We start from the raw sequence: 23827 nt of genomic DNA, 5'->3' as shown, positions 1-23827 counted from the left end.
CTGCCGTTAGTTTGAGGCAAGTGTCATGTCTGCAACAAGATTTTTCAATACCAGAAAGTCACCAACAGCATCACAGCCCGGCATATAGAGGGTCACGTCCTGCACGCGCAAACGGCCATCCGTTCCGATCTCCAAAGTTTGCGCTTCGACATCCATGTCACAATTATCTGCGGTGATTTCCGTCTCGACGCTCAGCGCGATGTCACCGCCGCTCAGGGAAGCGCCCAGCGGGAATGTGTAGACCTCTGCCTGCAATGGATCCGGGCCGGTCTCATGTCCAAAACGCGCAAGATACCCCCGTTGTCCAGTGACCAGATCAACCATGCGCCCGTTTGCCGCCGCGTGAATGTGACCGTCGCTAAAGTAGTCTGCGCCTTGCTCGCGTGCATGCAGACCCAGCCCCGCATCGCCACGCCACTGGACGACGACACGACCAAACTCTGACAAATCCGGAACCTTGTGCTGGACAACCGAACCTTCGCCAGAGGCAAAGGAGGCAATAAAGACCGCGTTTGCGGACAAAGCAGGAACCACAACATTCGCCACGCCTTCCTGATCAGTCAGAGCGGAAAACATCATCCCGTTGTGATGCATGACAAAGCGCTCATTCCTGAGGCATGGCGCGTTGAGCACCAGATCCACCATTGCACCCGGCGCATCCGCAGAGGTCATGGTGATGTCACAAGGGTCTGCCTCGGCGACAGGCTCGGCTACGGGCTCCTCGACACTCGCGGCAACGGGGACAACACGGTCCTCTTCCGGTGTTGATGGCAAAACACTCAACGCCACCTGAGGCAACGGGGCCACGGCGGACGTCAAGGTGATGGCATCAAGATCAAGCACCTGCGACGCGTCCGAAGAGCTTTGCATGGCAACCGGACTGTCACCCAGCGATTGCATGAACACGCCGATGGCGAGAACAGCGCCAGCTGTCGCAACACCAATGACCAGCTTCTTGTTTTTGATCTCGAGTTTCATCTCGCCTCCTAGCGTCACGGTAGACGCAATTTCTCACCAAATCGTTTGCACGCGGAAGGCGGCGGTGTTTTGGCGGTGCGGAGGTTCTATTGTGACGAGAAAGGGGCGCCTGTTGCGCCCCAGCTCCCGATCAATAGCTGCCGTGGCAGTGCTTGAACTTTTTCCCTGATCCACAAGGGCAGGTATCATTGCGGCCAGGATTGCCCCAGGTCGAAGGATCTTTTTCATCAAACCCTGCTGCTGGCGGTTCTGCTGCCGCAGCCGCGTCAGGCGCTGACCCGGTGTCAGCACTGTCCGGCTTGAGCGCCTCTTGCTGGGCCTGCATCTGCGCGACCATGGCAGCTTGCTCTTCTTCCGTCATCGGTCGGATCTGAGCGAGCTTTTGTGTCACATCTTCCCGCAAGCCGTCCAGCATGGTCTCGAAGAGTTGGAAGGACTCGTTTTTGTATTCGTTGAGCGGATCACGTTGGGCATACCCACGGAAGCCCACCACAGACCGCAAATGCTCAAGCGTCAAAAGATGCTCGCGCCATTTGCCATCGATGGTCTGCAACAAGAGCTGCTTTTCGATCTGGCGCATGGCGTCAGGGCCGAATTGGGTCGCTTTTTGCGCCATGGCCTTGTCGCTCTCATCCTCAATCCGCTCACGCATCACTTCCTGATCGACGCCTTCTTCATCGGCCCATGCCATGACGGGCATGTCGACGCCGAGATACTGGATCACGTCCGCATAGAGGCCTTCAGAATTCCACTGGTCGGCATAAGATTTCGGGGGCAGATGCTGGTCCACCAGATCATCGATAACCTGATGACGCATATCCTTGGTAATCTCGGAAACGTCTTCCGCTTCCATGATTTCACGGCGCTGCGAGAAAATGACCTTACGCTGGTCATTCATCACATCATCGAATTTCAAAAGCTGTTTGCGGATATCGAAGTTGCGGCCTTCGACCTTGGCCTGCGCGCGCTCAAGCGATTTGTTCACCCACGGGTGAATAATGGCTTCGCCCTCTTTCATGCCAAGCGTCGAGAGAACCTTGTCCAGGCGCTCGGAGCCAAAGATGCGCATCAGGTCATCGTCAAGAGACAGGAAGAAGGACGACCGGCCCGGATCCCCCTGACGCCCGGATCGCCCGCGCAACTGATTGTCGATGCGGCGGCTTTCATGGCGTTCCGTCGCAAGAACGAAGAGACCGCCTGCGTCTTTGACGGCCTGCTCGTCCACTGTGTGATCCGCCTCAATCTTTTGACGGATCGCATCAGGATCGCCTTCGGGGTCTGCGGCAATGGCATCCATGATCTTGAATTCGACGTTACCGCCTAGTTTGATGTCGGTGCCTCGTCCGGCCATGTTGGTGGCAATGGTGATCGCGCCCAACTTGCCGGCATCGCCGACGATCTGGGCCTCTTGCTCATGCTGGCGCGCGTTCAGGACGTTGTGTGTGAGATCCGCTTCGGTCAGCAGCTGGCTCAACATCTCCGACTTCTCGATCGAAGTCGTCCCGACGAGAACGGGTTGGCCCTTGGCATGCGCGGCCTTGATCTCGTCAACGATGGCTTTGTACTTCTCGCCAGCGGTCCGATAGACCTTATCGTCCTCATCAATCCGCGCGATGCCGCGGTTCGTGGGCACTTCGACGACACCCAAGCCATAAATTTGCGCGAACTCCTCGGCTTCCGTTGCCGCCGTCCCGGTCATGCCCGACAGCTTGTTGTAGAGGCGGAAGTAGTTCTGGAACGTCACGGACGCGAGCGTCACATTCTCAGGTTTGATATCGACGCCTTCCTTGGCCTCAATCGCCTGATGCAAACCCTCTGACAACCGACGACCGGCCATCATACGGCCAGTGAATTCGTCGATCAGGACAACATCGCCATTGCGCACGATGTAGTCCTTATCCTTTTGAAAGAGCTTGTGCGCCCGCAAACCCTGATTGACATGGTGCACGACCGTGGTGCTCTCCGGATCGTAGAGAGATTGGCCCTCTTCGAGAAGACCACGCGCATGAAGCTGCTCTTCCAAGAATTCGTTGCCTTCATCGGTGAAGCTGACGTTGCGGGTCTTTTCGTCGATGTCGTAGCCGTCTTCGGGAATTTCCGGTATCAGCTTGTCAACGGCGATATAGAGATCGGATCGGTCCTGTGCGGGGCCAGAAATAATGAGCGGGGTCCGCGCCTCATCGATGAGGATCGAGTCCACCTCGTCAACAACCGCGAAATTATGGCCGCGCTGGAACATCTCGGAGAGCTCGGACTTCATGTTGTCCCGCAGATAATCGAAGCCCAGCTCATTGTTTGTCGAATAGGTGATATCGCAGGCGTAGGCGGCTTTTTTCTCGTTGGGGTCCTGATTGGGATACACCACGCCAGTGGTCAGCCCCAAGGCACCATAGACCTTGCTCATCCATTCGGAGTCACGCTTGGCGAGGTAGTCATTGACGGTCACGATGTGCACGCCCTCGCCCGTCAGCGCATTGAGATAGGCCGGGAAGGTAGCCACAAGGGTTTTGCCCTCACCGGTCTTCATCTCGGAGATGTTGCCCTGATGCAGGAAGATGCCGCCCATGAGCTGCACATCAAAGGCGCGAAGGCCCAACGCGCGCTTGGCCGCTTCCCGGCAATTCGCAAACGCCTCAGGCAGAAGCGCATCCAGCGGCTCCCCACCCATGGCGCGCTTGGCGAGCTCTTCGGTTTTTTCCTTGAGACCGTCATCGCTGAGTTTCTCGAACTCGGGCTCCAACGCATTGATCTTTTCGACCAGCGGCCGCGTCGCCTTGATCTTGCGATCATTGGCCGTTCCGAACACCTTTTTCGTCAGAGTTCCAAGACCCAGCATACCGTCTCCAATTATCTTTTACGCAAATCTGCGTGTGCCCGGCTTGCCCGTCCCGCGCGCAACCCATAGGAGAAGAAGTCAAGACGGTGTCCGGATGAACATTCGCGATGTAAGGGGCACCCATTGCAGTGTCAACGCCGCCTGCTGGCGCAGGGGCCAATTGAGGGAACACATGATGTTGAAATGCCTGAAATACGCCGCTTTCGGTGCCGCTGTTGCACTTGCGCCGCTTGCCGCCCATGCCGACGAGCCTAATGCCGACACAGTGGTCGCGACAGTGAATGGTACCGATATCACGCTCGGTCATGTGATCATGGTACGCGCGGGCCTGCCGGAGCAGTACCTCTCGCTTCCCGATGAAACATTGTGGACCGGTATCATTGACCAATTGGTCCAGCAGACAGTGCTTGCCCAGACTGAGGGTGAAGCGCGCAGCAAGCGGCTGCAACTGGCCCTCGAAAACGAAGAGCGCGCGCTCCGCGCCTCGCAGGTTGTCGAAGCCATCGCCAGCAATGCCGCGAGTGATGCCGCAATTCAGGCCGTCTATGAGGCCGAGTTCGCAAAGGGGGGCGGACGTGAATACAACGCGGCTCATATCCTCGTTGCGACAGAGGAAGAAGCCGCAGCTCTTGTTGAAGAAGCACGCGGAGGCGCCAACTTTGCAAAGCTCGCGCAAGATAACTCGACAGGCCCGTCAGGCCCCAATGGGGGTGATCTGGGATGGTTCGGCGAAGGCATGATGGTTGCGCCGTTTGAAGCGGCTGTGAAAGAGCTTGAAGCAGGCGCAATTTCGGACCCCGTTCAAACGCAGTTTGGCTGGCACGTCATCCGTCTCAACGAGACGCGCATCAAGGACGCTCCGCCCCTGGACGAGGTGCGCGCGCAGATCGAGCAACAGATCCAGAGCGATGCTGTTGAGGGGCGCCTGAACGAGTTGGTGAGCTCCGCTGAAGTGACCCGTGCGCCCGCGGAGACGTTCGACATCTCGCTGATGAAAAACCTCGATCTTCTGGAGGAGTAATGGCGAAGATCGAGAATGTCTCGCCGCTGGCACCGGACGCTTTCCCCGATCTCCCCGAGATCGGCGGCGTCCGGTTTGCGACCTGCGCTGCTGGGGTCAAATACACGGATCGTGACGATGTGATGCTCGCGCTATGCGATGCAGGCACACAAATCGCCGGTGTATTCACGCGCTCAGCCACCCGTGCTGCGCCGGTTCTGGATTGCCAGGCGAAACTTGGAAGCGACGCGCGCGGCCCCGCTGCGATCCTCGTCAATTCCGGCAACGCAAACGCCTTCACGGGTCATTATGGCCAAAGCAGTGTTTCGGAAATCTGTGATGCCGTCTCCAAGGAGACGGGCGTCACTGCGGATCGCGTTTTCACATCCTCGACAGGGGTCATCGGGGAGCCCCTCCCGTTCGAGAAGATCACGGGAAAGATCGGCGAGCTGCATTCCGCGCTCAGCCCTGATGGGATTGCCGCGGCTGCGGGCGCGATCATGACCACGGATACTTTTGCAAAAGGGGCTGCGGCTCAGATCGAGCACAACGGGCAAACAGTCAAAATCGCGGGGATCGCCAAAGGCTCTGGCATGATTGCGCCCGATATGGCGACGATGCTGGTCTACATCTTTACGGATGCCTTGATTGATCAGACCGAGTTGCAAGAGCTGCTATCACAGCACACCGAAACAACCTTCAACGCAATCACGGTGGATAGCGATACCTCTACCTCGGACACGCTCCTGTGCGCCGCCACCGGCGCAAGCGGTGTGGATGTGGCGGGTGTGCAGGCGTTCTCGGATGCGCTGCATGGTGTCATGCGTGAGCTCGCGCATCTCGTCGTGCGGGACGGCGAAGGCGCGACCAAGTTCGTCGAGATCACCGTGCGCGCAGCAGATACCTTTGCCAATGCCCGCTGTCATGCGCTGGCGATTGCGAATTCGCCTTTGGTCAAAACAGCGATTGCCGGCGAGGATCCAAACTGGGGCCGTATCGTCATGGCGATTGGCAAATCTGGCGCTCCAGCTGACCGTGACCGTCTGTCCATCCGCTTTGGCGACGTGCTTGTTGCGGATAAAGGGTGGGTTTCGCCGGATTATCGGGAAGAAGACGGCGCCGCCCATATGCGCAACGACACCATTCGGATAACCGTCGATCTAGGCCTCGGAACCGCAACCGCGACCGTCTGGACCTGCGATCTGACCCATGGCTACATTTCAATCAATGCGGATTACCGATCATGAAGACAGTTCTGGTTGCCGCAGCGGCACTAATAGACCGTGACGGGAGGGTGCTTCTGGCCCAAAGGCCTGAAGGAAAATCCATGGCTGGCCTTTGGGAATTTCCCGGAGGCAAAGTGGAGCCCGGTGAGACGCCAGAAGTGGCGCTTATTCGGGAGCTGCAGGAAGAGCTTGGCATCGATACATGGGAAAGCTGCCTCGCGCCGCTGACTTTCGCGAGCCACAGCTACGATTCGTTTCATCTTCTGATGCCGCTGTATGCCTGCCGGAAATGGGAGGGAATCCCAAGTTCGAAGGAAGGTCAGAAGCTGGAATGGTGCCCACCGCAGAAACTTCGGGATTATCCGATGCCGCCAGCCGATATTCCGCTCATCCCGATACTTCGCGATTGGCTCTGATACGCGCTTGAAATCGATGGAGAATTTCAACTCAAAGGAGAGTTTGGGGCAATCCGCCGCACAACATTTGAGCAGAAAACCACCAACTTGGTGAAATTTTTATGTTTTTATTAAGCAAGTCGCACTAAGTGTTAACCGTCATAGCCACTGGGGAGGAGATGACATGGTACGCTCGATCAAGCTGAGCAAATATATCACGGTGCAGGGCATCTTCTTTCGTGCTTTGCCGGACGGTCGTATTCTGGTCCGCGATGGGACCCGCATCTTCGCTGGTTTTCCTGTTTAGTCCACTCACGGAATGTTACCGCTCAAATTAAAAGGGCAGCATCTGATGATGCTGCCCTTTGTTTTTGGCTGTCCAGGAATTCCTAGAGCGAGCGCTCCACAGACTCGCGCTCGAAGATCTCGATGACATCGGCAGGGCGAATATCATCATAGTTTTCAAAGGCCATGCCGCATTCCTGACCAGACTGCACTTCGGGCACCTCGTCCTTGAAACGCTTGAGTGTCTTGAGCGTACCTTCATGGATCACGACATTGTCACGTAGCAAGCGAACGCCTGCGGATCTCCGTGCAACACCTTCCGTGACCAGACAGCCCGCGACCTTACCCACGTTGGACACCTTGAAGACCTCCTTGATCTCGGCATAGCCGATAAAGGTCTCCCGGATTTCGTCCGACAGAAGGCCCGACGCCGCTGCTTTCACATCATCCACGAGGTCATAAATCACGCTGTAATAGCGGATCTCCACGCCCTTCTGGTTCGCTGAATTCCGCGCAGAGGCATTCGCCCGGACGTTGAAACCAATCACAGGCGCACCAGACGCCTCAGCCAGACCGACATCCGTCTCTGTGATCGCACCAACACCGTAATGCAGCACGCGCACGCGGACTTCATCGTTGCCGATCTTTTCCATCGCCTGAACGATGGCTTCCGCGGAGCCTTGCACGTCTGCTTTCACGAGAATGGGCAATTCCGCCACGTTCTCATCGGCCTTGGCTTTCGCCAGAAGCTGATCCAAGGTTGTCGCGGCGCCAGCAGCGGCACGTTTATCCTTGGCGGCTTGCTCACGGTATTCCGCGATCTCACGCGCCTGCGCCTCAGTGTCGACCACGTTGAGAACGTCACCGGCCTCAGGCGTACCATTGAGACCGAGCACCTCGACAGGCACCGACGGACCTGCCGCCTTGACGCGATCGCCCTGATCGTTGACCAGCGCACGGACCTTACCCCATTGCTCACCCACGACGAAGATATCGCCTTGTTTGAGCGTCCCGGTCTGCACCAGAACGGTCGCAACAGGTCCACGACCCACGTCCAACTGCGCTTCGATCACAGCACCCATGGCGGCCCGATCCGGGTTAGCCTTGAGCTCAAGGATTTCCGCCTGAAGCGCGATGGCTTCGAGCAACTCGTCAAGGCCTTTGCCCGTGATGGCAGAGACTTCAACGTCCTGCACGTCACCGGAGAGCTTTTCGACGATCACTTCATGTTGCAGAAGATCCGTCCGGACCTTGTCCGGATTGGCATCCGGCTTGTCGCACTTGTTGATCGCAACGATCATCGGCACTTCAGCCGCCTTGGCGTGATTGATGGCCTCAATCGTCTGCGGCATTACGGCATCATCTGCCGCCACAACCAGAACAACAACATCCGTGACCTGCGCACCACGAGAACGCATGGAGGTAAACGCGGCGTGGCCAGGCGTATCGAGGAACGACAGCACAGCGCCGTCTTTCGTCTCGACCTGATAGGCCCCGATATGCTGCGTGATCCCGCCCGCTTCGCCTGCGGTCACCTTGGTTTCGCGAATCGCGTCCAAAAGCGAGGTCTTGCCGTGATCGACGTGACCCATGATCGTGATGACAGGAGGGCGCGACTTGAGATCGGCCTCATCCTCTTCCACTTCCTTGATGACGTCTTCCACGTCCGCATCGGACACCCGTGTCACTTTGTGACCGAATTCCTCGATGATCAGCTCAGCTGTATCGGCGTCAATGGATTGGTTTTGCGTCACCATCATGCCCATGTTCATGAGCGATTTCACAACGTCTGCAACGCGCTCCGCCATCCGGTTTGCCAGCTCGGACACGACAATCGCCTCCGGCAGCTGGACATCACGCACAACCTTTTCGCGCTCAACAGGGCCACCCATGGCCTTCTGCCGCGCGCGTTCCTGTTTCCGCTTCATGGCGGCCATGGACTTCTGACGCCCGCCTTCGCCCCCAAGCGCCTGGTTCAGGGTCAGCTTGCCGGAGCGGCGCCCATCGTCACGGCCCTTGCCACGGGAATTGCGATCGTCGCGGTTGTCGCGTTCGGGCTTGCGCGCAGGCGCTGCCTTGCCGCGGACAGGCTGATCTTCCTTGGGCGGCACGGGTGCTGCGGCCGCTTGGCGCTGCACTTCGGCTTCGCGCTTCTTGCGCTCTTCTTCCTCGGCACGCGCGCGCGCACGTTCCTCAGCTTCTTTCTGTTCGCGTTCTTTCGCCTCGGCCTCAGCCCGGCGGCGCTCGCGCTCCTCAGCGCGGGCCTTGTCCTCGGCTTCCCGACGTGCGGCTTCTTCCGCCTCACGCGCCTTGGCCGCCTGAACAGCCTTCAGACGACGGTCCATCTCCGCATCGGAGATGCCCGCAGGCCGCTTGCCAGACCCCGAAGGCGCACCGGCGCCCGGTGTCGAGCCTGGCTTGGCCGCATTTCCGGCGCCTGGTTTTGGCACAACAACGCGTTTGCGTTTGGTTTCCACCACGACGTTCTTGGTCCGGCCATGGGAGAAACTCTGTTTCACATTGCCAGAACGCGGGCCGCCCCGCAGACCAAGTGGTTTTTTGCCGTCAGTATCGCTCATGAAGCTCTTTTATCCTTTCCAGCGGCCCTTGCCGCCGTCTTTTCCATGCGCAGCATTTTAAGACGTTGGGCTTCCTCTACTACACGTGTCGTGAGTCCACCAGACGCCAGCGCGCCATGTATCGTACTTTGTCGCCCAAAGGCCATGCCCAGCTCATCTGCCGTCAGCCAGCCGATGTACGATCCATAATGCGGGGTCGACAATTTTGACTTCCCCCGCCCTGATCCGTCAGACGCCTGAACGAGGACTTCCGCCTCCTCCAGCTGCAACCAGGACTTTACCTTTTCATACCCGCCAACAGCACGCCCCGATTTGCGCGCCAGCGATATCAGATCGACAACCCGGCGGGCAATCTGCGCCTCGACCTCAGCCGCCAAACCTTCCGGCACCTGGACCGGCTGCTTTGCCGCACGGGAGAAGAGGTTCTTGCGCGCCGCAAGGTCAATGGCCTCGCGATACGCCTGAACCCAGATCCCGCGCCCCGGCAATTTGCCGAGGATATCCGGAACGATCTGCCCGTCTGGAGACACGACAAATCGCACAAGCTCGGCAACCGGGCGCACCTCGCCTGTGGCGATGCATTTGCGCTCCGGGCCGTTTGTCTCGGCGTGGCGTTTGCCTCCTCCGCGGGACATCAGATCAGGCCCCTAGCGGGCCTCCTCCTCAGCCAGCGTTTCGCCATCTTCGCCCAGTTCTTCCTCTTCGGCGTCGGCCTCCAATTCAGCGGGATCGACCCAGCCAAGGATGATCCGCGCGGTCATGACGAGATCTTGCGCCTCCTCAAGGGAGACGTCGAAGGGCTCAAGAAGACCGTCGTCTTTCACCCGCTCGCCATCGACTGTTGTCCAGCCGCCAGCCAGCTCCCAATCCGCACATGTCGCGAAGTCCTCAAGCGTCAGAACACCGTCCTTCGCAAGGGCCTCAACCATCTGGGGTGTCAGACCTTCGAATTCAATAAGGCTATCGACAGCGCCCAATTCACGAGCACTTTCAAGGGCTTTGCGGGCCTGCGCCTCGAGGTTTTCGCGCGCGCGGGTCTGAAGTTCTTCGGCTGTGCCCTCATCCACACCGTCGATGACCAGAAGCTCATCCAGCTCAACGTAGGCAACTTCTTCAAGGCTCGTGAAGCCTTCGGAGACCAGCAGCTGAGCGAAGAATTCGTCCAGATCGAGCGCTTCGACAAAGAGCTTGGTGCGCTCTTCATACTCTTTCTGACGACGTGCGCTCTCTTCCTCTTCGGTCATGATGTCGATATCGAGGCCGGTCAGCATCGAGGCGAGGCGGACGTTTTGACCACGACGCCCAATCGCCAGCGAGAGCTGCTCCTCGGGAACGACGACTTCGATACGCTCTGCCTCTTCGTCGAGAACAACCTTGGTGACTTCGGCTGGTTGCAGCGCGTTCACTAGGAAGGTCGGCACGTCCTCATTCCAGGGGATGATGTCGATCTTTTCGCCCTGCAATTCGTTGACCACAGCCTGAACCCGGCTGCCGCGCATCCCGACGCAGGCGCCGACAGGGTCAATGGAGCCATCATAGGAAATCACGGCAATCTTTGCGCGCGACCCGGGATCACGCGCGACGGCCTTGATCTCGATAATGCCATCATAAATCTCGGGCACTTCCATCTTGAAAAGCTCGGCCATGAATTCCGGCGCGGTGCGGCTCAGGAAGATCTGAGGCCCGCGTGTCTCGCGACGCACATCCTTGATGTAGCAGCGGATCCGATCATTGGGGCGATAGCTCTCGCGGCCGATCTTCTCGTTGCGGCGTAGAATTGCTTCGCCGCGCCCCACATCAACGATGACATTGCCATACTCTTCACGCTTGACCTGACCGTTGATAATCGTGCCCGCACGGTCCTGAAACTCTGCGAACTGACGATCACGCTCAGCTTCGCGCACTTTCTGGAGAATCACCTGCTTGGCAGATTGCGCCGCAATCCGGCCCATATCGACGGGCGGCACTTCTTCGACGAACTGATCGCCAACGACGGGATTTTCGAGGTATTGCTTGGCTGTCTCAACCGTCATCTCGGCCTGATAATTCTCAAGCTCTTCCTCTTCGACAACAGTGCGCACACGCGTGAACGTCGCACGACCGGTCTTGCGATCAATCGACACACGGATGTCCATCTCCGAGCCATAGCGCGACTTGGCCGCACGGGCGAGGCTCTCTTCCATGGCCTCAATGACAAGGCTCGGATCGATCATCTTCTCGCGCGCCACCGCTTCGGCGGTTTGCAGCAGTTCAAGCTGGTTGGCAGATGTGATTGCCATCGGCGTTACTCCTCTGCGGACCCTTCGGTCTCGATTGTATCAAACTTCGTCTCATCCAGTTTCAGGTTGGGATCCTGAGCTTTTCTCTGACGCAGCATTTCGCGGATCAGCTCATCCGTCAGGACAAGCTTCGCATCGACCAGCCAGTCATAATGCAGACCAACCGTCAGTGTTTCATCGCCCGCACCGTCGATGTTGATCAGCACCTCGTCGCCCTCAACACCGGCCAGCACACCGCGCCACCGTTTACGACCATCGATCAACTCAGCCGTTTCAAGCTTCGCGTCATAGCCTTCGAACTGATCAAAATCCTTCAGTCGCGTGAGCGGCCGGTCAATTCCCGGGCTCGACACTTCGAGCGTATAGGCGTCCAGTATAGGGTCTTCGACATCAAGAACCGCGGAAACCTCATTCGATATCTGCGCGCATTCATCCACCTCGATACCGCCTTCGGGCCGCTCCGCCATGATCTGCAATGTCGGCGTATTGCCCCCCATCAAGCGGACGCGCACCAGCTCAAACCCCAGGCCTTCAATGGCAGGGCTGATGATTTCGGCCAGACGGCGGTCCATGGCGCTTTTGGCAATCAGATCGTGCAACGGCAGTCTCGTTTACTCAGGTGACAAGGGCACAAAAAAACGGGCCAGCGGCCCGTATGACGTTTTCGGTGGATGCCGGGTTTGGACCCCAGCATCACGCTGTTGGCAAGGATATACGCCCGTGCCCGCACAATTGCAAGGCATGCGTTAGATCAGGCCGATTTCCTCCTCGGCCGGCGCATCCTCGTCCTCGAACCACTTGGCATCGTCTTCCAGTTTGCTGCGGTAGGATGTGTCGTCCTGCAAGAAGCGAAACATCTCCATCTCGAACGCATCGCCCGCCGGAGCTTCCGGCTCTTCGGACAATATGAGCGGCTCGGTTATGTCCAAATCCGATTCTGCCAGAGCCAGCAAATCGCTGAGGTCCGCCCCCGGGACATCGGGGGTCACAGGCACAAAGGTATCGTCCGTATCGGGCCCGCTCCAGCGCAACGAAAGTGTTTGCGCACCATCAATCTCGAGATAGTCGAGCTCGATGAGATAGGGCCCGGGTTGCAATTCCACCTGCCCGTATTCCGGCACTTCATCAGACTTCGGCCCCGCGCCAACAAGCTCTTCACCGTTCAGCCGCAGCGCAGCTTCATCATCTGCGATCAGTTCAAACGTGTAGAGCCCCGCCTCTTCAACATCGAGCAAGGCGATGTAGCGCGCCGCAAAATGATCCGTGTGGCCACCCTCCCAGCCCGGGCCGGTCTGCTCAAAATGCCGGACAGACGCCACATCCTCCTGCGCGTCGACAGGGGCACCGAAATCGACCTGATCCAAACTCTCCACATCGAAGTCCAGCTCATAGAACAGCGCCGAAAAGCCGCCGTTGTCGTCCTGTACATCGCCGGAGACAACGACGCTGACCGAGGCGGCGCTTTCGCCCCCCTGACCGTCGGAGACTATATAATCAAACGTGTCTGTCCCGACGAAGCCTTGGGCCGGCGTATACTCAATTTGATTGTCAACGATTTGCACGGATCCGTTCAGTGGCTGGTCAACACTTTGGAGGGTCAATGGATCGCCATCCGGATCACTGTCATTCGCCAAAACATCCAGCAACACACTGGTTCCCGCATCTGTATCACCGACATCATCCAAAGCGTTGGGTGCTGTGTTTTCAGGTTCCGGAGCCTCGTCAATCGGCTCAACGCTTATCAGAACACTGGCCGTGCTGATCGCGCCCTCGTCGTCCGACACTTCATAGGTCAGCGTGTCTTCACCGAAGAAATCACCATTTGGATAATACTCGATCTGATTGTCGATGATCCGGGCATAAGCATTGCTGCTGTAGATGACATTTGTCAGTGTCAGTGGATCGCCGTCGGGGTCTGTATCATTGGCCAGAACATCGATGAGCGCCGGTTCGTTTTGGATCGTTCCCGCCGTGTCGTCCCGTGCATTCGGCGCGCTGTTTTCCGGCTCGATCGGAGGCTCATCATCGCCCCCGTCGTCTCCCCCGCCCTCATCGTCATCTGTACCGCCCTCACCCATGAGCTCAGCAACGCGGGTGTCGATCAGGGCGGCAAGGCTGGGCAGGTTGTCGGCCACCGCCGGATGGATCGTATCGGGGACATCACCAAACGCCTGTACGGGCTCACCAAACAGGGCGGAGTAGGTGATCATCGACGCCAGAAAATAGGTCGTCTCTGTTCCGTGTGGCGCGGAATCGACAAAGAGATCCGTCGCCTCAAGATCTGACAGAGGGCCATCCGAGATCAATTCGATCAACACATCATTGATCGGGATCAAGGTCACATCTGCATCAGGCGCAGCGGCATCGATCTCAGCCAGAAAAGTGTCGTACCAATCGCTGTAGGGGCCTGAAGCATAGGCGTAATACGTCTCCAGTTCCTGTTCGGTCGGCGGGAAATCCGGGGCAATGAAACCAATGTCCGACCAGCCCTGATACATGTAGATTTTGGCGGCACCCTGCTCGGTCTGCACCTGTTCGATCACATCGAGAATGGCATCCAACGGCGAACGATCATCGCCAGGGTAGTTCTGCGTCGGCTCACGGTCCTGAATGAAATTCGCAGGCGTAATGACGACGGAATCAAAGCTGACCTCGTCAAAACCCTCGAGATCCTGATCCCAGACACCATCGACGCCGGAAAAGCCCCATTCATTGCGCGGCACATCATTGTCGGCTGCTTGGCGCAGGAACGCATACCCGCCGTTAACGGCGTAACTGCCACCATCAGCTTCGATGAACTGGTTGAGCCAATGCGGTACGTTTGCATTGGCTGTTCCACCGGCAAAATTCACGAGGCTATTGCCAAAGAAATACTGTGTGAGCGACTGGGGCATGTTCTCTGACGACCTCTTACCAAGTTCGACCAAACGCAAAAAACGTCCGGCGATAAGACACCTTTCGATACGGATCGAAAGGTAAACAAATTGTTTCCATTGTAATTCAAACTTATATGAGCTGGAAATCGCCGATTTCACGAAGAAACGCGCGAAAATCAGTCAATTAGGGCCAAAAACAACCCTTGATTGACGAGATGATTTCAGGTCGCGTCCCGCTCCACGATCCATTCAACTTCCGGGGCCGAAACGAATCTCCACTTTCTCAGCGGACCTGCCATGACATTGAGGTAGTACATCTCAAATCCGTAGGGCGCGCCGCATGGGTGATGACCGCGCGGGACACAAACAACATCACCGTCAGAAACGGCCATCGTTTCATCCAGCTGGCCATCATCGGTATAGACACGCTGAATCCCAAAGCCATTGGACGGGTTGAGCCGATGGTAATAGGTCTCCTCGAGATACGTAATCCGGGGATAATCATCCTCATCATGCCGGTGGCTGGGGTAAGAAGACCAGTGCCCCGCGGGCGTGAAGACTTCCGTCACAAGCAGGCTGTCGGCGTAATCCTCGGCTTCCATGGCGATATTATTGATGTAGCGCGTGTTGGTGCCCGCGCCGCGCTCAGTGAGCGTGATGCCATCAGGCCCGATCCGACGCGCGGCATGGCCTGAATTGCCCGGCGCCTTGCAGACGGCAATTGTGCAATCAGTCGTGGCCTGCGCGGACCAGGCATCGTCATTCGGAACATACAGGCAATGCGGCGCGGTCTTCTCGAAGACATCCATCCGGTCGCCCAACTCGCCCCAATCCCGGTCGGCGGCGGAGATCCGCGCCTTACCTTCGACCATGACCAAGATAACCTCGTTCGTGCCCGTCGGCTCGCCCACAGTCTCACCTGCGCGCAAGCGGTAGAGATCAAACCCGACATAACGCCAACCGGCGCTGGCCGGTGAAATCTCATGAACCTTGCCATGCATCCCGAATGGTTTCTTCAGCAGGTCCGCCATGGAGCCCTCGTTTTCTTGCCCGAATTGTCGAATGAACCGTAGCGGGGCAACACGGGCGAGGAAACAGGTGTTTGATGGCTCGCCCAAAGACATTACGCCAAACAGCGTCGCAACGCGCAAGAAATACGAAAATCCAAGACATTATCAACAATAACCAAAAGGTGCGTTCTGGCATTCGCTGATGGATGTAAGGCAACACGCTTGCGATAAAGACAAAAACCCATGTTATTGGAGCGCGCATGTCATCCAAGTATTATGCCCCACACGGTGGATTGCCCGGGCAAAAGAAACTGCTAACGGACCGGGCAATCTTCACAGAGGCCTATGCCGTCATTCCGCGCGGCACGATGCGCGACATCGTGACAAGTTTCTTGCCGTTCTGGGAAGAGACACGGGTCTGGGTCATCGCACGCCCGATGACGGGCTTTGCCGAGACATTCTCGCAATACATCATGGAGGTCTCCCCCGGCGGCGGATCCGACCAGCCTGAGCTGGATCCACACGCCGAAGGCGTTCTCTTTGTTGTCGAAGGTCAAGCCAGCCTCAAGCTGGATGGCGAGATCCATATCATGCAAGAGGGCGGCTATGCCTATATCCCGCCGTCAACCGACTGGACGCTGCACAACACAAGCGAACAACCGCTCCGGTTTCATTGGATCCGCAAGGCCTACGAGCCTGTACCCGGATTGCCAGCGCCTGAGGCCTTTGTCACCAATGAGAATGACATCGCGCCGACACCCATGCCCGACACCGATGGCGTTTGGGCCACGACCCGTTTTGTAGACCCAACTGATCTGCGACATGACATGCATGTCACAATCGTGACGTTTGAGCCCGGCGGGGTGATCCCGTTCCTCGAGACACATGTCATGGAACACGGGCTTTACGTTCTGGAGGGCAAGGCCGTCTACAATCTCAACAATGACTGGGTTGAGGTGGAAGCGGGCGACTACATGTGGCTGCGCGCCTTTTGCCCACAGGCGTGTTACGCCGGGGGGCCGGGACGATTTCGCTATCTACTCTATAAAGACGTCAATCGCCACATGAAGCTACACACCGGCTGATGGCCTCACCGCTTACAATTCCGCGTCGCTGAACGCGCAACGTTGGTCCACAGGCCGTGATTCAAGATTTTGGCCGAATGCTCCAAGACACGAAAAAGGGCCCGGGATGATCCGGGCCCTTTCTTTTATGCAGGTCTGTCGCGGTATTATTCGCCCGGCAAGGAGCCATCGCCATGGCCGGACATGCCACCGGATACCTCTTCTGTGGCCTCCGCTGCCAACTCCTCAGGAAGTACGAGGTTCAGAACGATGGCGATCAGAGCGGCAGGCAGGATGCCAGAGGTCGCCAGAACCTTCATGGTATCAGGCAAATGCTGAAGCGCGCCCGGCTCCAGCTGCAGACCCAGGCCAAGCGACAGGGCGATGGCGAAGATCACCATGTTGCGGCGGTTCCAGTTCACATCCGAGAGCATCGAAATACCCGCGGCAACAACCATGCCAAACATCACGATCACACCGCCGCCAAGCACCTCAATCGGCACAGACGAGATCACCGCGCCAATCTTGGGGACCAAACCGCAGAGAATGAGGAACAGCGCACCGACCGTCACGACACCGCGAGACATCACGCCCGTCATGGCAATCAGGCCGACGTTTTGGCTGAAGGACGTATTGGGGAGGGCCCCAAAGAAGCCGGAGATAGCTGTCCCGACACCATCGGCAAAGGTCGCGCCCTGGATTTCCTTATCTGTCGCCTCGCGTCCGGCGCCACCTTTGGTGATGCCCGACACATCGCCCACCGTTTCAACGGCTGAGACAAAGGACATCAGACAAAATCCGATAACAGCCGCCACGGTGAATTCCATGCCAAAATGCAGAGGGTTGGGCAGAGCAAAGGAGGCCGCGCGCCCCACGTTGCCGAGGTTTACCTCGCCCAAGAGGAACGCAAAGGCATATCCCACCAGCAGGCCAACAAGAACAGCGGACACTGAAAGCATCCCACGAGTGAAAAACTTCAACCCAAGCGTCACCAGCACAACGACACCAGCCATCGACCAGTTGATCAAGGAGCCATATTCAGGCTTTCCGATCGCGGGCACACCGCCCGCCGCATATTGCACACCCACCTTGACCAGCGCCAAACCGATCATCGTCACAACGAGCCCGGTCACAAGCGGCGGCAACGCAAACCGCAACTTGCCAATGAAAAGTCCAAGAAACGCATGGAAGAGACCGCCTGCAACGATGCCGCCCATCAAAACGGCAATCGCATCAACGCCCTTGCCCGCCACAAGCGGGATCATGATCGGGATGAAGGCAAAACTCGTCCCCTGCACAATCGGCAAACGCGCGCCGATAGGGCCGACACCGATGGACTGAAACAGAGTTGCGACGCCCGCAAAGAACATCGACATCTGGATCATGTAGATCATCTGCGGAAAGTCCGGGCTGTTGGAGCCAAAGCCAAACCCCGCAGCGCCGCAGACGATGATCGCTGGCGTCACGTTGGACACGAACATGGCCAGCACATGCTGAATGCCCAAAGGCACAGCTTTTGCCAGCGGAGGTGTGTAATTGGGATCGCGGAGTTGCTCCGGCGTCCCGATAGATGCATCGGCCATTTTCAATGTCCCTCTCTGTTGTGCGCCCGTTTCAAGACCAGCGCTGTTTCTTCATTCTGTGATCAGGAACGGGTCCTCAAACCAGTGTTCCTCAAGGTTGGGTCCCTCTCCAATGCGATCGACGACCGCGAAGAGACCCGGCGCATGCAACGGCGTGAGCACGCCATGCCATGTTCCACGATGGTAATTGACCCCTTGCCCCGGCGCGGTCAGGAACGCCATCGGTGTACCTGGCTGGCCGCCGTCATCGGGGGCGACGACAACGACGAAGGGCTTGTCAGACAAGGGTAGAAATGCCTGGCTGCCCTCGGGATGCCGCTCCATCATGTCCAGAGCGAAAGGCAGGGTCCGCGCCTGTGATTGAAAGATGCTGATCCCTGCGCGGCCATCCGTAAAATCAAGCTGTGCCCGATCATGATAGCGCCCGCACATGCCCTGATTGATCATTCTGTCCGCTGTGCCAGAGGCCTCCAGCACATCGCCAAACGGCGCGAAAGCCTGCGATGTCAGGGGCATGAGTTTGAGCGGTTTGGTCATTTTGGCAACTTCTCGATCAAGCGGAGCTCGGCAATCCGCTCCACCTGACGGCAGGCCTCCGCGAACTCTGTCTCGCGATCATGGCCCAGGCGGCGGTGAAAGGCGTCAAGGATCGTGGCCTTGGTGTTGTCTTTCACCGCAATGATGAAAGGAAAGCCGTGTTGGTCTACATATTGGGCATTGAGTGACTGGAACGTGGCCCGCTCCTCATCGGTCAGAAGATCAAGTCCAGCGCCCGCCTGCTCGGCCGTGCTCTCGGCCGTGAGCTTTCCCGCAGCGGCCAGCTTGCCGGCGAGATCGGGGTGCGCGTTGAGAACACCAAGGCGTTGCTCCTCGGTCGCACTGCGGAAGACCCGACACAGCGCATGATGAACACCTGTCGCCGTGTCATGAGCCGGGCCCAGCTCCAGAGCGTGCGCGCCTTCTGCAATCCAGGGGCTATGCTCGAAAATGCCGCCAAACGCCTCAACAAAACTGTCCCGATCCATCTGGGATGGGCGCGTGCCCTGCTGAGGCGGGTGCGTTTTCGCCCAATGATCCGCGATCTGCTCCCGCGTCGCGAACCAGACCCTCTCATGCTGCATGAAATAGTCCAGCGCACGTTTGAACGCCATGGCGCGGCCCGGGCGCCCGATCAGGCGGCAATGCAATCCGATCGAGAGTATGGCGGGGCGACCTGCCGCGCCTTCTGAATAGAGCATATCGAAACTGTCCCTGAGATAGCTTTCGAACTGATCGCCGTTGGTATAGCCCGCCTGAATGGCAAACCGCATGTCATTGCAATCCATCGTATAGGGCACAATGAGCTGGTCCTTGCCTGCGGCTCGGACCCAATAGGGCAGATCATCTGCATAGCTGTCGGCGATATAGGCGAAATCCCCCTCAGCAGCCACGAGATCCACCGTATTGGTCGAGCATCGGCCCGTGTACCAGCCCCGTGGGGCAGCGCCGGTCGCTTCTGTATGCAGGCGGATGGCCTCACGAATCTGCGCCCGTTCATCAGCGGGATCCATGTCCTTGTGCTCGATCCATTTCAGACCGTGCGATGCGATTTCCCATCCGCTGGTTTTCATCGCTGCCACCTGCTCAGGTGATCGTGCAAGGGCGGTCGCAACGCCGTAGACTGTGACTGGGAGATCCCCGAGCAATCGGTGAACCCGCCAAAACCCGGCGCGCGCGCCGTATTCATAGATCGATTCCATGTTCCAATGGCGCTGACCGGGCCACGGGGCAGCGCCCGTGATCTCCGACAAAAACGCCTCAGACGCCGCGTCGCCGTGGAGAATGTTGTTCTCCCCGCCTTCTTCGTAATTCAGCACGATTTGCACAGCAATCTTCGCAGCCCCGGGCCAATCGGCCTTCGGCGGCATTTCTCCATACCCGGAAAGATCGCGGGGATAACGCATCATGGATGTGTCCTTTCCAACTTGACCCCTCTATGATTCAAAAAAAATCAAACCGTTTTTCAAAAAAATCGCTAAACAGCCTATTGCGATACATTCTTTGCTGTAGCCCCAGCCTTCTGGCACATACAAGCAGCAGACGATGGGAGTCTTTCATGAGCGGATATCTGACAACACATGTTCTCGACACGGCGCGCGGATGCCCGGCGGAAGGTTTGAGCATTGAGCTCTATCGCCTGCAAGGTGAGACGCGGACCCATCTCAAAACGCTGCGCACCAATAGCGATGGCCGCACAGATGAGCAGATCCTGCCAGCGACCGAGTTCGAAATCGGGACCTACGAGCTGGTCTTTCACGCAGGCGCATATCTTACCGCGCAGGGCACACCCGCTGAGGATCCACGCTTTTTGGACGTGATCCCGCTGCGCTTCGGCATGTCAGAGGCCTCGCACTACCACGTGCCTTTGCTGCTTTCACCTTTCGGCTATTCGACCTATCGGGGCAGCTGATCACATCACCGCGCGCCAACGACATTGGCAATCGTCTCGATCACGTATTCCATGAAAAGGCGGGTTTTCGGATCCTGCCGCTTTCGATGCGTGAACAGGCACGCCATTTGAATGGGCTCGGGCGGTGTCGCCTCTGCGACAGCTATGAGCCGACCGGCCTCCAGATGATCTTTGACCTCAAACACGGGCTTCAGCACTATCCCGTGCCCCTGCAAGGCCCATTCAGTCAACACATCACCATCATCTGACTCATACCGGCCCGATACGCGAAACCGCTTGGGCCCCTCACCCGTGACCAATGGCCATTGGAATTCGGGTGCTCCGGGAAAGCGCAAATTCAGACATTCATGCCTGTCTGAGATCAATGCGGCACCATCCGCCGGATGCCCCCGCGCCGCGATGTAATCCGGCGCCGCACATAGCACACGCTCGACATCCGCGATCTTGCGAATCCTCAGGTTGCTGTCCTGTGGCTTTCCCAGAAAGAACGCCAGATCGAGCCCTTCCGTCGTCAGATCGACCTTCCGGTCTGTCAGGCGCAGCCGTATGCTGACTTCCGGGTATTGCTTCAGGAAATCGGGCACGAGCGGCGCGATCAAACGACGGCCCACGCCGAGCGGCGCCGCGACATAGAGCGACCCGCGCGGGTTCTCGGTCATGTTCATGACCTGCGCTTCCGCATTTTCGACCGCTTCGAGGATTTCGCATGCCGCGCCAAAGAAGCTCTTGCCTTGATCTGTCGGGGCGAGGCTGCGCGTTGTTCGCTGAAACAATCGAACGCCCAAATGCTCTTCCAGCTGCGAAATCCGGGAGGATGTGACAGCAGGCGATATGCGCAAATCCCGCCCGGCAGCCGACATGGAACCAAGCTCGTAAACGCGCACGAACGTTCTGATATTGTCGAGATAGGACATTATTCGGCTTTTTTTGATGCTGCTTGGCCTTATGCAGATGTAGCAGAACAATCGTTGCACGAATAGAGTAGTTTCAAAGTCCAACTTGGGAGAGAGTGGCCATGTATGATCTGGCAGTTTTATGGGATTGGATCGCCTTCAGCGTGCGGTGGTTGCATGTGATCACGGCCATGGCGTGGATCGGCGCGTCGTTCTATTTTATTGCGCTTGATCTCATGCTCAAACCCAACGATGCCTTGCCGGAAGGGGCTTATGGCGAAGAATGGGAAGTGCATGGTGGCGGGTTCTATCATACCGTCAAGTACCTCGTGGCACCCGCCCGGATGCCCGAGCACCTGACCTGGCATAAATGGCAAAGCTATACGACATGGCTCTCCGGCGCTGCACTGCTGATGATTATCTACTGGGTGGGCGGGGAATTGTATCTGCTGGACCCGACCAAAGCCGATCTGGCGCTGTGGCAAGGCATCCTGATCTCCGCAGGTTCGCTGACCATCGGCTGGTTGCTCTATGACGCGATGTGCAAATCCAAGCTGGCGGATACCCCGACTGTCCTGATGCTACTGCTGTTCGTGATCCTCGTCGTGATGTCCTGGGGTTACAACCAGATCTTCACCGGACGCGCAGCGCTGCTTCACCTTGGGGCGTTCACAGCCACGATCATGACGGCCAACGTGTTTTTCCAGATCATGCCGAACCAGCGCATCGTTGTTGAAGACCTCAAGGCCGGGCGCACCCCGGATGCCAAATACGGCAAGATTGCGAAGGTCCGCTCGACGCACAACAATTACCTGACTTTGCCCGTTGTCTTCCTGATGCTCTCGAACCACTACCCGCTGGCTTTCGCAACGGAATACGCCTGGATCATCGCATCCCTCATCTTTCTCACAGGCGTCACGATCCGGCATTACTTCAACACCATGCACAAGACCGGCAAGGGCCCCCATTGGACATGGGCTGTCACGGTTCTGCTCATGGTGGTGATCGCATGGCTTTCCACCGTGCCCGGCGGCGATACGTACGAGGAGGCGGAAGCGCGCGCTCTGACGCCTTACGAGGAGAAGTTCGCCTCTGCTGACAGTTTCGAAGAGGCATACTTCGCCGTGGTCGGAAATTGCTCCATGTGCCATGCGCGCGAGCCATCCTGGGATGGCATCCGCTGGGCGCCCAAGGATGTTTTGCTGGAAACCGAGAGCGATGTTGCCCGCCATGCCGATCAGATCTACCTGCAAGCAGGTGTGAGCCACGCAATGCCCCCGCCCAATGCGATCCAGATGGACGATGACGCACGCCGCGCCATCGTCGCCTGGGTCCGCGACGTCCGCGCGCAGTAAAGGTAAGGCCATGCAGATCGGGTTGATCGGGTTTGGAGCCATCGGGCGCGAGGTCTGCGCGCGACTTCAGGCAGACCCGCGCTTTGAAATCACAGTCCTGACACGCTCTCCAGTTTCTGACACACCAAGCGGCGTTGTAGCAGCCACGAGCTTTGATGATCTCCTTGTACGAGCGCCTGATCTTATCGTGGAATGCGCAGGGCATGAGGCTGTCCAAAACTATGGTTCAGCCACATTGTCAGCAGGCATCCCTTTGCTCGTTGCTTCTGTCGGCGCCTTGGCCGATGCCGGCCTCGAAGCGGCGCTCTTTGCCTCCGCGCAAAGCGCGGGGGTGCGCCTCATTTTGCCATCTGGCGCAATTGGCGGTTTGGATGTGTTACGGGCGCTGGCCAGCGAGGGTGAGCTCACGCTGCACTACGAGGGCATCAAGCCCCCTACAGCCTGGAAGGGATCTCCCGCGCAAGATCTGATCAACCTCGACGCTCTTGAAACCGCCACAACCTTCTTCGACAGCACAGGACGCGACACAGCGCTGCGCTTTCCCAAAAATGCTAATGTCGTCGCGGCGCTCGCCCTTGCCGGAGGCGGCTTTGACAGAATGCGCGCCTGTCTCATTGCCGATCCTGCAGCGTCCGCCAACACACATCGGTATCGTGTCATGTCAGAGGCATGTACCTATGAGATGCAGATCCAAAACGCGCCGAGCCCCGGCAATCCACGAACATCTCTGACGACTGTCCTGAGCATCGTGGAGAACATCCGCGCATTCGCGGCACAGAGCACCTGCGATCAGACGAAGGCGTGAGACGCCACCGTCACGCCTACTGCGTAGAGACACGGAGACGTAACAGCTACTGTTTACTGTGATAAGGACGTCGTTGCGTTAGTCTTCAGGGCCGGGTGTGCGCAATTGACACGACACGGCGGCCGCAGTCCCGGCCGCTTTGAGCCAGACTTAGAGCCGGATGGAGCGTACGTTTTTCACGCCAGAGCAAAGGCATGGGAGCGAAAAGGGCAAC

The 23827-nt window shown here is 58.0% G+C and carries 20 protein-coding genes; 8 read left to right on the top strand and 12 right to left on the bottom strand.

What is annotated here, in order from left to right; genetic code table 11:
- Positions 1 to 6: 6 nt before the first annotated feature.
- Together ACP15S_RS13605 and secA are read right to left on the bottom strand one after the other, a co-directional pair.
- Positions 7 to 978, bottom strand: a complete 972-nt coding sequence (locus tag ACP15S_RS13605; protein ID WP_425040180.1) for a hypothetical protein — start codon at positions 976 to 978, stop codon at positions 7 to 9.
- 130 nt (positions 979 to 1108) lie between these two features.
- Positions 1109 to 3814 (bottom strand): preprotein translocase subunit SecA, encoded by a 2706-nt coding sequence (gene secA / locus ACP15S_RS13600; protein ID WP_425040179.1) that lies wholly within the window; start codon positions 3812 to 3814, stop codon positions 1109 to 1111.
- A 172-nt stretch (positions 3815 to 3986) separates the two neighbouring features.
- On the opposite strand from secA, the gene ACP15S_RS13595 reads away from it, so the two are divergent.
- The 4 genes from ACP15S_RS13595 to ACP15S_RS13580 all read left to right on the top strand — a co-directional run bounded on the left by ACP15S_RS13595 (position 3987) and on the right by ACP15S_RS13580 (position 6742).
- On the top strand, positions 3987 to 4835 hold the full coding sequence (locus ACP15S_RS13595; protein WP_425040178.1) for a peptidylprolyl isomerase: 849 nt from the start codon (positions 3987 to 3989) through the stop codon (positions 4833 to 4835).
- Positions 4835 to 6061: a bifunctional glutamate N-acetyltransferase/amino-acid acetyltransferase ArgJ gene (argJ, locus tag ACP15S_RS13590; RefSeq protein WP_425040177.1), complete on the top strand. Its 1227-nt coding sequence runs from the start codon at positions 4835 to 4837 to the stop codon at positions 6059 to 6061. Before ACP15S_RS13595 ends, argJ begins: the two co-directional genes overlap by 1 nt.
- Complete coding sequence (mutT, locus tag ACP15S_RS13585; protein ID WP_425040176.1) at positions 6058 to 6456, top strand: 8-oxo-dGTP diphosphatase MutT; 399 nt, start codon at positions 6058 to 6060, stop codon at positions 6454 to 6456. The genes argJ and mutT overlap by 4 nt, the downstream gene beginning before the upstream one ends.
- A gap of 163 nt (positions 6457 to 6619) precedes the next feature.
- The gene (locus ACP15S_RS13580; RefSeq protein ID WP_425040175.1) at positions 6620 to 6742 is read left to right on the top strand and encodes a hypothetical protein; all 123 of its coding nucleotides are present in this window, start codon (positions 6620 to 6622) and stop codon (positions 6740 to 6742) included.
- 82 nt (positions 6743 to 6824) lie between these two features.
- On the opposite strand, the gene infB is transcribed toward ACP15S_RS13580, so the two are convergent.
- From infB to iolB, 6 genes are all read right to left on the bottom strand, one after another.
- Entirely contained in the window at positions 6825 to 9299 is a 2475-nt protein-coding gene (gene infB, locus ACP15S_RS13575; RefSeq protein ID WP_425040174.1) for a translation initiation factor IF-2, read from the bottom strand.
- Positions 9296 to 9934 (bottom strand): RNA-binding protein, encoded by a 639-nt coding sequence (locus ACP15S_RS13570; RefSeq protein WP_425040173.1) that lies wholly within the window; start codon positions 9932 to 9934, stop codon positions 9296 to 9298. The genes infB and ACP15S_RS13570 overlap by 4 nt, the downstream gene beginning before the upstream one ends.
- 12 nt (positions 9935 to 9946) lie before the next feature.
- Positions 9947 to 11578, bottom strand: coding sequence for a transcription termination factor NusA (gene nusA, locus ACP15S_RS13565; RefSeq protein WP_425040172.1), 1632 nt, complete (start codon positions 11576 to 11578; stop codon positions 9947 to 9949).
- A gap of 5 nt (positions 11579 to 11583) precedes the next feature.
- Positions 11584 to 12183, bottom strand: coding sequence for a ribosome maturation factor RimP (gene rimP, locus ACP15S_RS13560; protein WP_425040906.1), 600 nt, complete (start codon positions 12181 to 12183; stop codon positions 11584 to 11586).
- Between the two features lie 141 nt (positions 12184 to 12324).
- A complete protein-coding gene (locus ACP15S_RS13555; protein ID WP_425040171.1) occupies positions 12325 to 14472 on the bottom strand; it encodes an Ig-like domain-containing protein in 2148 nt (715 codons plus the stop codon).
- Positions 14473 to 14675: 203 nt separating this feature from the next.
- The gene (gene iolB, locus ACP15S_RS13550) at positions 14676 to 15485 is read right to left on the bottom strand and encodes a 5-deoxy-glucuronate isomerase (protein ID WP_425040170.1); all 810 of its coding nucleotides are present in this window, start codon (positions 15483 to 15485) and stop codon (positions 14676 to 14678) included.
- 239 nt (positions 15486 to 15724) lie between these two features.
- On the opposite strand from iolB, the gene ACP15S_RS13545 reads away from it, so the two are divergent.
- On the top strand, positions 15725 to 16549 hold the full coding sequence (locus ACP15S_RS13545; RefSeq protein WP_425040169.1) for a bifunctional allantoicase/(S)-ureidoglycine aminohydrolase: 825 nt from the start codon (positions 15725 to 15727) through the stop codon (positions 16547 to 16549).
- A gap of 146 nt (positions 16550 to 16695) precedes the next feature.
- Here ACP15S_RS13545 and ACP15S_RS13540 read toward each other — a convergent pair whose 3' ends face one another.
- Genes ACP15S_RS13540 through puuE form a run of 3 tightly spaced genes read right to left on the bottom strand, consistent with a single transcriptional unit; the run spans position 16696 to position 20057 of the window.
- Complete coding sequence (locus ACP15S_RS13540) at positions 16696 to 18111, bottom strand: uracil-xanthine permease family protein (RefSeq protein WP_425040168.1); 1416 nt, start codon at positions 18109 to 18111, stop codon at positions 16696 to 16698.
- Between the two features lie 51 nt (positions 18112 to 18162).
- Complete coding sequence (locus tag ACP15S_RS13535) at positions 18163 to 18648, bottom strand: ureidoglycolate lyase (RefSeq protein WP_425040167.1); 486 nt, start codon at positions 18646 to 18648, stop codon at positions 18163 to 18165.
- Complete coding sequence (gene puuE / locus ACP15S_RS13530) at positions 18645 to 20057, bottom strand: allantoinase PuuE (protein ID WP_425040166.1); 1413 nt, start codon at positions 20055 to 20057, stop codon at positions 18645 to 18647. Before puuE ends, ACP15S_RS13535 begins: the two co-directional genes overlap by 4 nt.
- 149 nt (positions 20058 to 20206) lie before the next feature.
- Here puuE and uraH point away from each other — a divergent pair, with 149 nt between their 5' ends.
- The gene (gene uraH, locus ACP15S_RS13525; protein ID WP_425040165.1) at positions 20207 to 20560 is read left to right on the top strand and encodes a hydroxyisourate hydrolase; all 354 of its coding nucleotides are present in this window, start codon (positions 20207 to 20209) and stop codon (positions 20558 to 20560) included.
- 5 nt (positions 20561 to 20565) lie between these two features.
- Here uraH and ACP15S_RS13520 read toward each other — a convergent pair whose 3' ends face one another.
- Entirely contained in the window at positions 20566 to 21474 is a 909-nt protein-coding gene (locus tag ACP15S_RS13520) for a LysR family transcriptional regulator (RefSeq protein WP_425040164.1), read from the bottom strand.
- A 101-nt stretch (positions 21475 to 21575) separates the two neighbouring features.
- Here ACP15S_RS13520 and ACP15S_RS13515 point away from each other — a divergent pair, with 101 nt between their 5' ends.
- Both ACP15S_RS13515 and ACP15S_RS13510 read left to right on the top strand, forming a co-directional pair.
- Complete coding sequence (locus ACP15S_RS13515) at positions 21576 to 22808, top strand: urate hydroxylase PuuD (RefSeq protein ID WP_425040163.1); 1233 nt, start codon at positions 21576 to 21578, stop codon at positions 22806 to 22808.
- A gap of 10 nt (positions 22809 to 22818) precedes the next feature.
- On the top strand, positions 22819 to 23613 hold the full coding sequence (locus tag ACP15S_RS13510; protein WP_425040162.1) for an aspartate dehydrogenase: 795 nt from the start codon (positions 22819 to 22821) through the stop codon (positions 23611 to 23613).
- Positions 23614 to 23827: the final 214 nt, after the last annotated feature.

The sequence above is a fragment of the Primorskyibacter sp. S187A genome (assembly GCF_049800955.1).
In the GTDB taxonomy this organism is placed as follows: Bacteria; Pseudomonadota; Alphaproteobacteria; order Rhodobacterales; family Rhodobacteraceae; genus JAKVBH01.
This window is presented reverse-complemented; position numbering and strand designations above follow the sequence as displayed.

Bases quoted from the DNA above. Each gene is read 5' to 3' on its own strand.
- ACP15S_RS13605 (WP_425040180.1), bottom strand. From the start codon at position 978: ATGAAACTCGAGATCAAAAACAAGAAGCTGGTCATTGGTGTTGCGACA.
- secA (WP_425040179.1), bottom strand. From the start codon at position 3,814: ATGCTGGGTCTTGGAACTCTGACGAAAAAGGTGTTCGGAACGGCCAAT.
- ACP15S_RS13595 (WP_425040178.1), top strand. From the start codon at position 3,987: ATGATGTTGAAATGCCTGAAATACGCCGCTTTCGGTGCCGCTGTTGCA.
- argJ (WP_425040177.1), top strand. From the start codon at position 4,835: ATGGCGAAGATCGAGAATGTCTCGCCGCTGGCACCGGACGCTTTCCCC.
- mutT (WP_425040176.1), top strand. From the start codon at position 6,058: ATGAAGACAGTTCTGGTTGCCGCAGCGGCACTAATAGACCGTGACGGG.
- ACP15S_RS13580 (WP_425040175.1), top strand. From the start codon at position 6,620: ATGGTACGCTCGATCAAGCTGAGCAAATATATCACGGTGCAGGGCATC.
- infB (WP_425040174.1), bottom strand. From the start codon at position 9,299: ATGAGCGATACTGACGGCAAAAAACCACTTGGTCTGCGGGGCGGCCCG.
- ACP15S_RS13570 (WP_425040173.1), bottom strand. From the start codon at position 9,934: ATGTCCCGCGGAGGAGGCAAACGCCACGCCGAGACAAACGGCCCGGAG.
- nusA (WP_425040172.1), bottom strand. From the start codon at position 11,578: ATGGCAATCACATCTGCCAACCAGCTTGAACTGCTGCAAACCGCCGAA.
- ACP15S_RS13555 (WP_425040171.1), bottom strand. From the start codon at position 14,472: ATGCCCCAGTCGCTCACACAGTATTTCTTTGGCAATAGCCTCGTGAAT.
- iolB (WP_425040170.1), bottom strand. From the start codon at position 15,485: ATGGCGGACCTGCTGAAGAAACCATTCGGGATGCATGGCAAGGTTCAT.
- ACP15S_RS13545 (WP_425040169.1), top strand. From the start codon at position 15,725: ATGTCATCCAAGTATTATGCCCCACACGGTGGATTGCCCGGGCAAAAG.
- ACP15S_RS13540 (WP_425040168.1), bottom strand. From the start codon at position 18,111: ATGGCCGATGCATCTATCGGGACGCCGGAGCAACTCCGCGATCCCAAT.
- ACP15S_RS13535 (WP_425040167.1), bottom strand. From the start codon at position 18,648: ATGACCAAACCGCTCAAACTCATGCCCCTGACATCGCAGGCTTTCGCG.
- puuE (WP_425040166.1), bottom strand. From the start codon at position 20,057: ATGATGCGTTATCCCCGCGATCTTTCCGGGTATGGAGAAATGCCGCCG.
- uraH (WP_425040165.1), top strand. From the start codon at position 20,207: ATGAGCGGATATCTGACAACACATGTTCTCGACACGGCGCGCGGATGC.
- ACP15S_RS13520 (WP_425040164.1), bottom strand. From the start codon at position 21,474: ATGTCCTATCTCGACAATATCAGAACGTTCGTGCGCGTTTACGAGCTT.
- ACP15S_RS13515 (WP_425040163.1), top strand. From the start codon at position 21,576: ATGTATGATCTGGCAGTTTTATGGGATTGGATCGCCTTCAGCGTGCGG.
- ACP15S_RS13510 (WP_425040162.1), top strand. From the start codon at position 22,819: ATGCAGATCGGGTTGATCGGGTTTGGAGCCATCGGGCGCGAGGTCTGC.